Source organism: Salinivibrio sp. KP-1, assembly GCF_000968645.1.
GTDB classification, from domain to species: Bacteria; Pseudomonadota; Gammaproteobacteria; order Enterobacterales; family Vibrionaceae; genus Salinivibrio; species Salinivibrio siamensis.
In genome coordinates, this window is sequence record NZ_LAQR01000001.1 from 315,171 (window position 1) to 328,582 (window position 13,412).

12 protein-coding genes and 3 tRNA genes are annotated in these 13,412 nt (G+C 51.4%); 14 read left to right on the forward strand and 1 reads right to left on the reverse strand.

Annotated elements, in window-relative coordinates:
- Positions 1-63: 63 nt before the first annotated feature.
- The 14 genes from hutC to WN56_RS01430 all read left to right on the forward strand — a co-directional run bounded on the left by hutC (position 64) and on the right by WN56_RS01430 (position 12,433).
- On the forward strand, positions 64-768 hold the full coding sequence (gene hutC / locus WN56_RS01365) for a histidine utilization repressor (protein WP_046073262.1): 705 nt from the start codon (positions 64-66) through the stop codon (positions 766-768).
- 55 nt (positions 769-823) lie between these two features.
- On the forward strand, positions 824-1,615 hold the full coding sequence (locus tag WN56_RS01370) for an ABC transporter substrate-binding protein (protein ID WP_046073263.1): 792 nt from the start codon (positions 824-826) through the stop codon (positions 1,613-1,615).
- A 144-nt stretch (positions 1,616-1,759) separates the two neighbouring features.
- Positions 1,760-2,983: an imidazolonepropionase gene (gene hutI / locus WN56_RS01375; RefSeq protein WP_046073264.1), complete on the forward strand. Its 1,224-nt coding sequence runs from the start codon at positions 1,760-1,762 to the stop codon at positions 2,981-2,983.
- Positions 2,980-3,990 carry a formimidoylglutamase gene (gene hutG, locus WN56_RS01380; RefSeq protein ID WP_046073265.1) on the forward strand — a complete coding sequence of 337 codons (1,011 nt, stop codon included), beginning with the start codon at positions 2,980-2,982 and terminating at the stop codon, positions 3,988-3,990. Before hutI ends, hutG begins: the two co-directional genes overlap by 4 nt.
- Before the next feature lie 2 nt (positions 3,991-3,992).
- Positions 3,993-5,681 carry a urocanate hydratase gene (hutU, locus tag WN56_RS01385; protein WP_046073266.1) on the forward strand — a complete coding sequence of 563 codons (1,689 nt, stop codon included), beginning with the start codon at positions 3,993-3,995 and terminating at the stop codon, positions 5,679-5,681.
- 10 nt (positions 5,682-5,691) lie between these two features.
- Complete coding sequence (gene hutH / locus WN56_RS01390) at positions 5,692-7,236, forward strand: histidine ammonia-lyase (protein ID WP_046073267.1); 1,545 nt, start codon at positions 5,692-5,694, stop codon at positions 7,234-7,236.
- 159 nt (positions 7,237-7,395) lie between these two features.
- A complete protein-coding gene (locus tag WN56_RS01395) occupies positions 7,396-8,265 on the forward strand; it encodes a fructosamine kinase family protein (RefSeq protein WP_046073268.1) in 870 nt (289 codons plus the stop codon).
- A gap of 35 nt (positions 8,266-8,300) precedes the next feature.
- Positions 8,301-8,954 carry a hexitol phosphatase HxpB gene (gene hxpB / locus WN56_RS01400; protein ID WP_046073269.1) on the forward strand — a complete coding sequence of 218 codons (654 nt, stop codon included), beginning with the start codon at positions 8,301-8,303 and terminating at the stop codon, positions 8,952-8,954.
- A 172-nt stretch (positions 8,955-9,126) separates the two neighbouring features.
- Positions 9,127-9,330 carry a CPXCG motif-containing cysteine-rich protein gene (locus WN56_RS01405; RefSeq protein ID WP_046073270.1) on the forward strand — a complete coding sequence of 68 codons (204 nt, stop codon included), beginning with the start codon at positions 9,127-9,129 and terminating at the stop codon, positions 9,328-9,330.
- 162 nt (positions 9,331-9,492) lie between these two features.
- Positions 9,493-10,863, forward strand: a complete 1,371-nt coding sequence (locus WN56_RS01410) for an MATE family efflux transporter (RefSeq protein ID WP_046073271.1) — start codon at positions 9,493-9,495, stop codon at positions 10,861-10,863.
- Positions 10,864-10,982: 119 nt separating this feature from the next.
- Entirely contained in the window at positions 10,983-11,987 is a 1,005-nt protein-coding gene (locus tag WN56_RS01415) for a DUF3080 domain-containing protein (protein ID WP_046073272.1), read from the forward strand.
- 179 nt (positions 11,988-12,166) lie between these two features.
- Positions 12,167-12,243: transfer RNA gene (locus WN56_RS01420), tRNA-Val, on the forward strand.
- A 23-nt stretch (positions 12,244-12,266) separates the two neighbouring features.
- Positions 12,267-12,343, forward strand: a tRNA-Val gene (locus WN56_RS01425).
- 13 nt (positions 12,344-12,356) lie between these two features.
- Positions 12,357-12,433, forward strand: a tRNA-Val gene (locus WN56_RS01430).
- A gap of 118 nt (positions 12,434-12,551) precedes the next feature.
- On the opposite strand, the gene WN56_RS01435 is transcribed toward WN56_RS01430, so the two are convergent.
- On the reverse strand, positions 12,552-13,376 hold the full coding sequence (locus tag WN56_RS01435; protein WP_046073273.1) for a Cof-type HAD-IIB family hydrolase: 825 nt from the start codon (positions 13,374-13,376) through the stop codon (positions 12,552-12,554).
- Positions 13,377-13,412: the final 36 nt, after the last annotated feature.

Sequence of the window (13,412 nt, forward strand, 5' to 3'; positions counted from 1 at the left end):
CTTGATTTTACGCGAGACTTCATCAATCCTGATTTGTATACACAATTTTGACAAGGAAACCGTATGGCCAACGCGCCTCGTTATCAACAAATCAAAGCCTACATTGAAGAAAAAATTGAGACACGGGTTTGGCCGGTTGGTACGCGTATCCCCACCGAATACGAGCTGTGCGATCTATTCAACGTTAGCCGGATGACGGTCAATAAGGCGGTTCGTGACTTGGTGACTGATGGGCTACTCGAACGCACGCCGCGGCTAGGCACGTTTGTTACTGAACCCAAAGCGGAATCACCGTTGATGGACATTCGCAATATTGCCGATGAAGTCACTGCACGCGGTCAGCACTATCACAGCGTCATCCATGCATTGAAACGCCTCTCTGCGCCCGTTGATGTGGCAATGCGCTTGGGTGTGATGTTAGGCACCGACGTCTACTACAGCGAAATTGTCCACTACGGTGATGAGATACCGCTCCAGCTCGAGCAGCGCTGGGTGAACCCGGCGCTTGCGCCTGCCTATCTGGAACAAGACTTCAACCAGACCACCCCCAATGAGTACTTGTCTTCAGTGTGCCCAGTTAACACCATTGAGCATAGTGTCGAAGCGATTAATCCATCAGCAGCAGTCAAAGAGGCATTGGCGATGAAGTCTGATGAGCCCTGCCTTTTACTCCACCGCCGCACCTGGAGTCAGCAAACGCTGGTCAGCGCCGCATTACTCTACCATCCTGGTTCACGTTATAAGCTAACATCACGTACAGACAGATAGCCGACCTGCGTCGGTAGGCTATGCTTGTTGAAAGGTCGTGTATCGGGGTAAAGAGATGTTTGCGCGTGTGTTAACGCTATTCAGCCGCCATTGTCTATTCATCGTGATCGTTTTGACGCTGATCACTCCCACCGCTGGCGCCACAGACAAAATCATCCGCCTTACTAGCGGTGAATTCGCCCCGCTAATGTCAGTGAAAATCAAACACAGAGGCCTTATCAGTCATATTGTTGAAGAAGCGGCGGCGCTAAGTGGTTATCGCGTTCACTATGGTTTTTTCCCGTGGAAACGCGCCTATGTGATGGCAAAAAGTGGCTACTGGGATGGCTCTGTGGCTTGGGGCTACACAGAGGAACGTGAGAAATACTTTGCCTACTCGGCGCCCATCTTTCCTGAGCATGTTTACCTTTATCACCGAAAGCACTATGCATTTGACTGGCAAGAAGAAGCGGATCTGGAAGGTATAAAGCTTGGTGTTAACCGTGGTTACCTTGACGAATACATGCTGCAGCAAATGCAAAAACGCGGATTGCAAATTAACTATCAAGCCACGACCACCGAACTACAAAACTTTCGTGCCCTCATTGGAGGCCGGGTCGATATTGTCATCAGTAACCGCCTCATTGCCGAGCGAATACTCAGAAAGCATTTCGACGAACAAGCGCGTGGTAACATCGTTCGTCATTCACGCCCTTTTCGTGTCACCTCATTGCATGTACTGATCAGTCGAGAAATCGAACAGACGGATGAGTACATCTCCGCGTTCAATCAAGGGCTAGAGCGCTTGCATCAATCCGGACGCTACGATGAACTGATCACGGATTTTGAAAACGGCGCTTACGACTAGCGGTTCGCTTTCCGCGCCATTAATCTCTCTAATCTCGCCAAAACGATCGAGCCGATCACAAAACCTTTACAACCCCTCTTGTGCTCGCGCCCTTATTTGTATATACATTTGTATAGACATTTATGAAGCAGCAAGGGATTCGCCATGAAGAAGGTATTTACCGACGCAAATGTGGTCAGTATGGCGAGCGATATTCGTGAGAGTACTGGCTACCAATGCCAACCCAATACAGCGATTGCCGTCGAGAACAGCAAAATTGTTGCGGTAGGACAGCAAGCCAAGCAGCTCGATTGGCCTACGCAGTCGTTAAAAGGGTGTCTCGTCACCCCGGGACTGATCGACAGTCATACCCACCTCGTGTTTGCAGGTAACCGCGCCGGTGAATTCGAGCAGCGCCTCAACGGTGTGCCCTATCAAACCATTGCAAAACAAGGTGGGGGGATTTTATCGACCGTGAATGCTACCCGTGCGGCCAGCGAAGAGACATTACTGGCGCTTGCTCTCCCTCGGGCAGAGGCGTTAATGCGTGACGGTGTCACAACAATCGAAATCAAATCAGGCTATGGGCTTACCCTCGAAGACGAGCTCAAAATGTTGCGTGTAGCAAGAGCCATTGAACAGCACTTGCCTATCAATATCTCAACGACTTTGTTAGCGGCGCATGCATTACCGCCTGAGTATCAACACGATGCCGACCATTATATTGATTATGTTTGTCACTCGGTGATCCCCGCCGCGGCAGAACAGCAACTGGCTGACGCCGTAGACGTCTTTTGTGAAAAAATAGCCTTTAGCGTCGACCAAGCAGAAAAGGTGTATGCCGCGGCCAATGCCTATGGCTTAAACATTAAAGCCCACACCGAGCAGCTCAGTGACCTTGGCGGCAGTGTGGCAGCCGCAAAGGCAGGCGCCTTGTCCGTTGATCATATTGAATACTTGTCAGAAGCTGATGCTCAGCTTTTGGCCGCGTTCAGCACGGTTGCAACCTTGCTTCCTGGCGCGTTTTACTTTTTGAGAGAAACCCAGAAACCACCGATTCAAGCACTTCGTGATCATCATGTGCCAATGGCGATCGCCACCGATTTTAATCCGGGCACATCACCGTTTGCGTCTTTAACCCTGATGATGAATATGGCCTCCACCTTTTTTAGCTTGACGCCCAAAGAGAACCTTTACGGCGTAACCCGCCATGCCGCGCAAGCGATGGGGTTGACCCAAAAAGGCCAAATAGCACCTGGCTTTGACGCGGACTTTGCTGTTTGGCACTGCGACTCACCGGCTGAGCTTAGCTACATGGTGGGCACCGCACCACTTGCCGGGCGCATCGTTGGCGGAACATGGTACGACAATCAAGGGGTACGAGGATGAAACATCTACCTGCAGACATGAGTGTGTGGCAAGGGCGCGTTGACCCAGAGGACGGCGAGCGCGGACTGCGCTTGCACCAAACGGTTACCTCGTACACGCCATCGTGTGAACAAGGCGGCGTGGTGATCTACGGCTTTGCTTGTGATGAAGGTGTCGCTCGTAACAAAGGTCGTCAGGGGGCAGCTCTGGCACCGAATACAATCCGGCAGGCATTGGCGAATTTAGCTTGGCACAACGCCCCTGCCCTCTATGATGGCGGCAACATTGTCTGTGATGACACCGACCTCATCCTTGCACAGCAAGGGCTAAGTCAACACATTCACCAAACACTATCACAGCATAATGTCTTGGTGCTGGGGGGCGGGCACGAAACGGCGTGGGCAAGCTTTCAAGGCTTATCCAGTTATGTTTCTCGCCACACGTCACCAACACACGCACCAACAATCGGTATCATTAATTTTGATGCGCACTTTGACTTGCGCACGCCACAAGGGATCAGCGAAGCCGGTAGCTCAGGGACACCCTTTGCGCAGATCGCCCAGCTTTGTCAGCAAAAAGGCTGGCCATTTCACTATGCCTGCCTAGGCGTAAGCCGAACCAGCAACACCCAGGCACTCTTTGATAAAGCCGCACAACTTGGGTGCTGGGTAGAAGAAGATATCGACATGCAGGTGGCTGCGCTACCGGCACTCAAAGCGAAATTAAGCGAATTCATCCAAGGATGTGATTACTTATACCTCACGCTCGATATGGATGTTTTTCCCGCCAGTGCCGCGCCAGGTGTGAGCGCACCAGCGGCAATCGGCGTCCCAGTGCAAGTCATTGAACCACTGATTCAATCCATTTTTAGTGAAGCCGACCGGCAGCGCGTTCGTGTTCCCGTGTGCGACATCACTGAAGTTAATCCTCACTACGATCGCGACCAGCAAACCAGTCGATTAGCGGCTCGCATGGCTTGGACCATGCTACACGCGGCGTCGCACCATATTCACCAACAAGGAGAGTAACCATGACGGATCCACGTTTTGATTCACGCACGGTTAAAGCCCCAACCGGGCCAGAGCTAAATACTAAAAGCTGGCTAACCGAAGCCCCCCTTCGCATGCTAATGAATAACCTACATCCAGACGTGGCCGAACACCCTAATGGCTTAGTTGTCTATGGAGGTATTGGTCGGGCCGCCCGTAATTGGCAATGTTTCGATAAAATTGTCGAGGTGCTTAAACGTCTTGATGACGACCAAACCTTGTTGGTGCAATCCGGTAAGCCTGTCGGGGTATTCCCGACCCACAAAGATGCGCCCCGTGTGCTTATTGCCAACTCAAACTTGGTGCCGCACTGGGCAAACTGGGAACATTTCAATGAGCTCGATAAGCAAGGGTTAATGATGTATGGCCAAATGACCGCGGGGAGCTGGATTTATATCGGCTCACAGGGCATTGTTCAAGGCACTTACGAAACCTTTGTTGCCGTCGCTAAGAAGCATTTCGATGGTGAAGCCAAGGGACGTTGGATCTTGACCGGTGGTCTAGGTGGCATGGGTGGCGCACAGCCGCTAGCAGCCACCATGGCTGGCTTTTCAATGATTGCGGTTGAGTGTGATGAAAGCCGCATCGATTATCGCTTGCGCACCGGCTATGTCGATCGTAAAGCCACCTCGCTTGACGAAGCCCTGGAGATGATTGAGCAAGCTAATCAAGCTGGTAAGCCCGTTTCCATTGGGTTACTGGCCAATGCGGCTGATATTTTCCCAGAGCTGGTGAAGCGCAATATCACCCCTGATGTGGTCACCGACCAAACCTCAGCCCACGATCCCCTTAACGGTTACCTACCGCAGGGCTGGACCATGGAACAAGCCGCTGCTCAGCGCAAAGAAAGCGAAGCAGAGGTCGTGAAAGCGGCGAAAGCGTCAATGGCCGTACAAGTAAAAGCGATGCTTGATTTGCAAACGCGCGGCGCGGCGACCTTGGATTACGGCAATAACATTCGCCAAATGGCACTCGAAGTGGGGGTTAACAATGCCTTTGATTTCCCAGGATTTGTCCCTGCCTATATTCGTCCGTTATTCTGCCAAGGAATTGGTCCGTTCCGCTGGGCGGCCCTGTCGGGCGATCCGGAAGATATCTATAAAACCGACCAAAAAGTCAAAGAGCTGATCCCGGACGACCCACACCTGCACAACTGGCTTGATATGGCCAAAGAGCGCATTCAATTCCAAGGCTTACCGGCACGTATTTGTTGGGTGGGTGTCAAAGACCGTGCCCGCTTGGCCCTTGCCTTTAACGAAATGGTGAAGAATGGCGAACTCAAAGCGCCCGTTGTGATTGGCCGTGACCACTTAGACTCAGGCTCAGTGGCGAGCCCGAACCGTGAAACCGAAGGCATGCTTGATGGCTCAGATGCGGTGTCAGATTGGCCATTGCTCAACGCGATGCTAAACACAGCATCAGGGGCCACCTGGGTATCTTTGCACCACGGTGGCGGTGTTGGTATGGGCTTTTCACAACACTCTGGCGTTGTCATAGTGTGTGACGGTACCGACGATGCACACCAACGTGTGGCACGCGTGCTGCGCAACGACCCCGCGACCGGCGTCATGCGCCACGCCGATGCCGGCTATGACATTGCCATTGATTGTGCCAAAGAAGAACAACTCGATCTGCCGCTGTTGGACTTACCTAACCAACCGCTGCGCTAAGGAGAGCAAGATGTACACATTAACGCTACAACCTGGTGAGCTCACCCTGGATCAACTGCGACAAGTTAGCCGAGAGCCCGTTCAACTGGCGTTTGCTGACGGCATTGAAGCCACCATGAAAACCAGCACCGACACCGTCACCGATATCCTTGAACAAGGACGGGTGGTGTATGGAATCAATACTGGCTTTGGCTTATTAGCCAATACCCGCATTGAGCTTGACGATCTCGAAACGCTCCAGCGCTCGATTGTACTGTCTCACGCGGCGGGCATTGGTGAGTTTATGGACGATGCCACCGTGCGCTTGATGATGGTGCTCAAAATTGCGAGCTTAGCGCGAGGCTATTCAGGGATCCGCTTTGAGGTTGTCAAAGCACTGGCAGAATTGGTCAACCGCGAGGTGTATCCCTGTATTCCTAAAAAAGGCTCCGTTGGCGCTTCAGGCGATCTTGCCCCGCTGGCTCATATGAGCACGGTTTTACTGGGAGAAGGCCAAGCGCGTTATAAAGGCGAAGTGATCTCCGGTGAAGCCGCGTTAAAAATCGCGGGGCTGTCTCCTATCACGCTGGGGCCAAAAGAAGGGCTTGCGCTTCTTAACGGCACCCAGGCGTCAACGGCCTTTGCGCTCGAAGGCTTATTTGAGGCCGAAGACTTGTATGCCGCCGCCACGGTTTGTGGTGCATTATCAGTGGAAGCGGCACTCGGCAGTCGCCGCCCCTTCGATCCACGCATTCACGCAGTGCGCGGCCACCAAACCCAAATGGATGCCGCTGCCGCTTATCGGCATCTGTTGAATGAATCCAGTGAAATTGGTGACAGCCACCAAAACTGTGAAAAAGTGCAAGACCCTTACTCACTGCGCTGCCAGCCACAGGTGATGGGCGCCTGCTTACAGCAAATTCGCCAAGCAGCCGACGTGCTTACCACTGAAGCCAATGCAGTGTCGGATAACCCCTTGGTGTTCCCAGAAGATGGCGACATCATATCTGGGGGGAATTTCCACGCCGAGCCCGTTGCCATGGCCGCGGATAACCTGGCATTGGCGATTGCAGAAATTGGCAGCTTATCGGAACGCCGCATGGCACTGCTCATCGATAGCAACCTCAGCAAACTCCCGGCGTTTTTGGTTAACAACGGTGGCGTTAACTCTGGGTTTATGATCGCACAGGTCACTGCTGCCGCGTTGGCAAGTGAAAACAAAACCCTGGCTCACCCAGCGTCAATTGACAGCCTACCCACCTCAGCAAACCAAGAGGATCATGTCTCCATGGCCACCTTTGCCGCTCGTCGCTTGCATGATATGAGCAGCAATACACGCGGTATCTTAGCCGTCGAACTGCTGTCGGCCAGTCAAGGCATTGACTTTCGCGCGCCCGATAAAACCTCGGAACGACTGGAGCAAGCCAAAGCAGAATTGCGTGGCGTGGTGCCGTTTTATGATAAAGACCGCTACTTTGCCCCTGATATTGAAAAGGCCAACGCACTACTCAAAACCGGGACCTATAACCGCTTAATGCCAAACGGTATCTTGCCAAGTTTGACATCCGTCTCCTAACATCGGTAACGCGTTCCAAACTTGACAGTTAAACGGCTCTTTATGAGCCGTTTTTTATCTAAACTGTCGTCATATCCACAGATATTGGGCGACATCATAGGCTAATATATAACCAGTTGCTGTTACTTCCCTCTTTACCTCGATGTAACGGAGTCGCTTATGTGGCATGCCCTGTCTGTACACCTATCCGAACAACTCGGGATTGATTTCGAGATCACCGAAAAACACGCTATCAGTGGTGGCGATATCCATGATGCCTATTGCATTAGCGATGGCGGTGATCAGCGCTTTTTCGTCAAGGTAAACGAGCGTGCACTACTCCCCGCCTTTGAAGCCGAGGCGGAAGGGTTGCGTCAACTCGCGATGAGCGGCCATATTCATGTTCCTCGGGTGTATTTTATTGGCCCCGTGAAAGACAGTGCTGTCTTGGTGCTCAACTACCTGCCCATCAAACCGATAGATGACACGCAGGCTTATTTGTTGGGGCAACATTTAGCGCGTCATCATCGCTGGGGAGAGCAAGCAGAGTACGGCTTCGATGACGATAATTTCATCGGCACCACGGAGCAGAGAAACTGTTGGCACCGCAAATGGTGTCGTTTTTTTGCCGAACAACGCATTGGTTGGCAATTGCAATTGGCGGCTGAGCGCTCGCTGCATTTTGGCGACATCGATACCATTATCGAGAATGTTAAAGCCCAACTTGTCGGCCACACGCCCAAACCTTCGTTACTGCATGGGGATCTTTGGTCTGGCAATATGGGCCTGTCGGTCAATGGTCCGGTGGTGTTTGACCCTGCCTGTTATTGGGGCGATCGAGAAGCCGATATCGCGATGACAGAGCTCTTTGGTGGTTTTCCATCAAGCTTTTACAACGGCTATCAAGCCGAGTGGCCGTTAGATGAGGGTTATCAAAATCGAAAAGACATTTACAACCTTTATCACGTGCTTAACCATGTCAACTTATTCGGCGGGCCATACCTCACACAAGCAGAACAATTGCTGACAAAACTCACACTCACGGTGTAGGATGCGGTGCACACAAACTGAGAATGAGGTTGGCGATGTTATCTGCCGCAATATTTGATATGGACGGCCTGTTGGTTGACTCAGAGCCGTTTTGGCAACGTGCACAAATTGACGTCTTAAGCGAGCTGGGTGTTTCCATCAGTTTACAAGATACGCGTGACACCACAGGCGTTCGAATTGACGAGATAGTCAAATACTACGCACGCACTCAGCCCTGGCAAGGTCCCTCCAATGCGGATGTGCAGGCGCGAATCGTCGACCGCGTGGTTGAGTTAGTGAAAGACGAAAAGCCGATGATGCCAGGCGTTAAAGACGCGTTAGCAATTTGCCATCAAGCAGGACTAAAAGTGGGCTTGGCATCGTCATCGCCACTCACGCTTATCCATCCCACTTTGGATGCATTGGGACTCAGTGATCAATTTGCCATCGTGGAGTCAGCCGGTGCACTTAAACACGGCAAACCTCACCCAGAGGTCTATCTTAACGCCGCCAATGCCTTGGGTGTGGAGCCCGATCACTGTGTAGCTTTTGAAGATTCATTTACTGGCCTACTTGCTGCCAAAGCGGCCTCGATGAAAACCATCGTCGTGCCAGCAGCCCATGAGTGGGAGGATCCTCGCTTTGTGATAGCCGACCAAAAGCTTGCGAGCCTTCGTGCATTTAGCGCAGATAATCTCGAATCGCTCTAGCCGTCGACATCATGATAGCAATATAAATGGCATTCACCGGCATCAAGGTGATATGCCATTTGTCGCGACGCATAGCCCAGTTTATCGATCATATTATCCCCTACGTTTATCCCCTCAGCATCCTCATCTATACTGATTTTGAGTACAGAGAATCAAAAAGAGGTGTGTAACCATGGATGATATGACTGACCGGATCGTAAATTGCCCGCACTGTGGTCATCGCTTTGATATCACATTGGATCTAAGTGGTGGCAACCAGGAGTTTTATGAAGACTGCCCAAACTGTTGCAATGCCATTCATTACGATATGCAGATCGATGAATCTCATCGAACCATTCATTTGTTTATTGATGCGGATGATGAGCAAATTTTCTAACCGTTAAGCGCGATGCCGCCGCAACGCGCCTGTTCTAAGGACTTTGCATCGCCGAGGGTGCGAAATTGATAGTGCTTTCGCTTTCCTTTCTCTTCCCCTAGCACGTATAATTGCGCGCGATTCCATTCCCCTTCCGTTCAATCACAAACTATTGAGGCCGACGTGCAGCAATACCATGATGAAGCAAGAGCCATTATTCGGCTCAGTGTGCCTGTTTTTATTGCCCAAATAGCTCAAACCTCAATGGGGTTTGTCGATACCGTAATGGCAGGTGGCTACAGTGCCACTGATATGGCTGCCGTGGCGGTTGCCTCAAGCATATGGATGCCCGCCATTTTATTTGGCATCGGCTTGTTAATGGCGATGGTCCCGGTGATTGCCCAGCTCAACGGGGCTGGCAAAGAAAACCAGATCCCCTTTCAATTTCAGCAAGGTGTATACATGGCACTGCTATTAAGCGTGCCGATTGGGCTCATCTTGTATAAAGCCGGCTTTATTATTGACTTGATGGATGTCGAAGCGGCACTCACACTTAAAACCATTGGTTACTTGCATGCGGTGATTTGGGCAGTGCCAGCCTTTTTGCTTTTTCAGGCGATTCGCAACCTATGCGAGGGGATGTCGTTGACCGTCCCAGCGATGGTGATTGGCTTTATCGGCCTAGCCGCCAATGTGCCGCTTAACTGGATGTTTGTCTACGGTAAGCTAGGGGCGCCAGAACTTGGCGGCGTGGGATGTGGCGTTGCCACCGCGCTGGTTTACTGGTTAATGGCGGGACTGATGGGCGTGTATGTCATGATCAGCAAAAAGCTCAGTGGCCTACACCTATTTGCAACGCTCTACACGCCGATTATTAAAGAGCAAATCCGCTTATTTAAACTCGGCTTCCCCGTGGCGGCCTCACTGTTCTTCGAGGTAACGCTGTTTGCGGCCATTGCTATTTTAATCGCCCCACTTGGGCCGATCACCGTGGCCGCGCACCAAGTGGCGATCAACTTCTCCACCATGATCTTTATGTTGCCGATGAGCCTTGGCGTAGCGGTCAGCATTCGTGTCGGCCACCTATTGGGCAAACGCACCACCGAAGGGGCGGCTAATTCCGCCAAAATCGGTATTTGGCTGGGTGTCAGCACCGCCGTGGTAACCGCCTTACTCACCGTGTGGCTACGCGACCCAATTATCGCCCTGTATTCTGATAATCCCGATGTCGCCACGCTGGCATCATCATTGATGTTATTAGCAGCTGTCTATCAGATCACCGATGCGATTCAAGTGGTTGCTGCCGGTGCTCTGCGTGGCTACAAAGACATGCGCGCCATTTTCCAACGCACCCTGATCGCCTACTGGGGGCTGGGCTTGCCTCTCGGCTATGTGCTTGGCATGACAGACTGGCTGGTACCGGCCATGGGCGCGCACGGTTTTTGGGTTGGCATTATTATCGGTCTATCCAGTGCCGCGGTATTGTTGGGCCTACGCTTACGCTGGATGCGCCAGCAATCTCCTGAGTTCCAACTGGCTATGGCAGAGCGGTAAGCGTCTCACATAGCCCCAGCAATACGGATAAACTAACATTACGCAGAGCGATCGCGGGTTAGATCGCTCGCGTAACATCAGAAAGTGAGTATCGAAAGCCAAAGGATAAAAACGACATCATGCGCCGAATACAAACCGCAATACTCGTGATATCGTTAGCAGCATTAACAGGTTGCCAATCAGATGATCCGGCCAAGGATATGATGGCCGACTATTACCAGCGACTTGGCAATGTATTGGATGCACCCACCCCCGATTTCACTTCCCCCGAACTGCCAGCATTGCCACGTAAACGCGATCTGGTTCAGCCGCTTGATGAACTGCGAATGGGGGTGCTCGATGCCTATGAGCTTCGCCAGTGTGGCTTATTCAACCTTATTGCAGAACGTAACTCATCCTTGGGTAAAGTCGCGGATCGCTTTCGCCAACTTGACTACGAGCTCAAATTCATCGACACCGCGGCGCAGTGTTTGCCGCAAGTGAAGGATCCGAGCATTCAAGCTGAGTTGAAACAGGCACTAACACTTAAACGCCAGCAACGGGAGAAAGTGATCTGGAATACGTTGATTGATAGTGACGCCTGGCGCAAACAACTCAGCTTACCCGCCTTTACACTTCCCATCGAACTGCCGGCACACAGTAATGCGGTTAACACTATTGAGCAGTTTAGCCAATTGATACCCTCAACCCAAGCGCCCACCGAGCCTGTTACGACTTGGCAAGAAAGTATCGAGAAACAACCCATCTTAGGCGATTTGTTTGTGAGCTTGAGCTATCACACCGCGTGGCTTAACCAAACCAGTGAACTGATCGCTAATCATCAACAGACAGTGCGTTGCGGCGGTAATTTCGATACCACACGTTTAAAACGCCTGCAGACTGTCTTTTACAAGTTTTATGTGGGTGATGTGCAGCCATACCTTGCTCGGGTAGACGGACTTTATCGTGATCTCGCCCCCGCGCTTTCGCGCCTCGCGAGCTTAAACACTCCTGATACGTTTAACGATTACAAAAAAGCCTACTGGAAGGGAGAAGCGTATCAGGCGTATAAAGCGGCGATTAAGCATCATGCTGATGTCTGGCAGCAATTGTTCCAGCGCTGTGAGGTTAAGCTTGGGCAATAAAGCACCAAAAATCAGTAAGTCAGTGCAATCGCTTAGCGATATAAGCAAGATGAATAGTGAAAATACCGCCATATTGACGATCAAATCGCCAAACAGTCGTTTCTGCGCAAAAATATGCGCTTAAGCGCTTGCGTGACAAAGATGAACTCGCTACTATTCATCCCGCTTTCAAGCACTGTGCGTCCGTAGCTCAGCTGGTTAGAGTATCGCCTTGACATGGCGGGGGTCGGTGGTTCGAGTCCACTCGGACGCACCACTTTGCTTGAAACACTAAATTATGCGTCTGTAACTCAGTTGGTTAGAGTGTCACCTTGACATGGTGGAAGTCGGTGGTTCGAGTCCACTCAGACGCACCACATTTTGAAATTTGCGTCCGTAGCTCAGTTGGTTAGAGTACCGCCTTGACATGGCGGGGGTCGGCAGTTCGAGTCTGCCCGGACGCACCATTTCCAGAGGGCCTGCTTAAAAGCAGGCTTTTTTGTTTTACGCAAAGAAAGACCGCTACTCGTTCCTTAAAGCGAGGCAGGCACAAACACCCACCCCATTTGTTCATGCTTGTTCGTTTTAGGCTACGGCGCTATCCGCTGCTAACACAAACTTTTCAATCGCTTTGGCCACACCGTGCTCATCATTGCTCTCGGTAGTGTAATCCGCGATTTGCTTGGTTGCTTCCATCGCATTCGCCATCGCAATGCCAAGGCCTGCGTATTCCAACATTGCGTGATCGTTTTCAGCATCGCCCATGCAAATCACTTCATCAGGTTGAATGCCTAGATGCGCTGCAATGGCAGCTACCCCCGCCCCTTTATTACTCGCAGGGTTTAAAAACTCGAGGAAGAAAGGCGCACTTTGCACTACCGTAAATTCCTCGCGTAGCGCGGATGGTAACGCACTGATCACTTCGTTTAATTTGCTTGGCTCTGCCACCATCAACACTTTGATAATCGGATGATCATCGCTTAGGGTCTCGAAATCCATCACGGTAATATCCAGCCCGTTGATCTTGCCTTCAATCTCGGTATACGGATTCTGTGCTGGTGTAATCAAACCGTGCTCAGTACTAAATGCATGCACATAAGCACCCAGTGCCTCGGCATGCTGAGCCAGCGCTTTGGCGGCTTTTCCGTCAAGCCCTTTTTGCAAGATAACTTCATCAGTACCTAGGTTTTTTACCATTGAGCCGTTGTAATACAGCACAAAGTCTTTATCCGAGCCGATTCCCAGTTCGTCTAGCTTAGGCTGCATGCCCTCAAGCGGCCGACCAGACGCCAATACCACAGTCACGCCTTTCTCACGCGCGCGGGTAATGGCTTGTTTATTCTCAGCAGATATTGCTTTCTCGCTGTTTAACAAGGTGCCGTCCATATCTAGGGCGATTAATTTGTACATCGTTTACTCACTTCAACATCAAAATAAAATCAGAAA

Bases quoted from the DNA above. Each gene is read 5' to 3' on its own strand.
- hutC (WP_046073262.1), top strand. From the start codon at position 64: ATGGCCAACGCGCCTCGTTATCAACAAATCAAAGCCTACATTGAAGAA.
- hutU (WP_046073266.1), top strand. From the start codon at position 3,993: ATGACGGATCCACGTTTTGATTCACGCACGGTTAAAGCCCCAACCGGG.
- WN56_RS01395 (WP_046073268.1), top strand. From the start codon at position 7,396: ATGTGGCATGCCCTGTCTGTACACCTATCCGAACAACTCGGGATTGAT.
- hutI (WP_046073264.1), top strand. From the start codon at position 1,760: ATGAAGAAGGTATTTACCGACGCAAATGTGGTCAGTATGGCGAGCGAT.
- WN56_RS01405 (WP_046073270.1), top strand. From the start codon at position 9,127: ATGGATGATATGACTGACCGGATCGTAAATTGCCCGCACTGTGGTCAT.
- hutG (WP_046073265.1), top strand. From the start codon at position 2,980: ATGAAACATCTACCTGCAGACATGAGTGTGTGGCAAGGGCGCGTTGAC.
- WN56_RS01415 (WP_046073272.1), top strand. From the start codon at position 10,983: ATGCGCCGAATACAAACCGCAATACTCGTGATATCGTTAGCAGCATTA.
- WN56_RS01435 (WP_046073273.1), bottom strand. From the start codon at position 13,376: ATGTACAAATTAATCGCCCTAGATATGGACGGCACCTTGTTAAACAGC.
- hxpB (WP_046073269.1), top strand. From the start codon at position 8,301: ATGTTATCTGCCGCAATATTTGATATGGACGGCCTGTTGGTTGACTCA.
- WN56_RS01370 (WP_046073263.1), top strand. From the start codon at position 824: ATGTTTGCGCGTGTGTTAACGCTATTCAGCCGCCATTGTCTATTCATC.
- hutH (WP_046073267.1), top strand. From the start codon at position 5,692: ATGTACACATTAACGCTACAACCTGGTGAGCTCACCCTGGATCAACTG.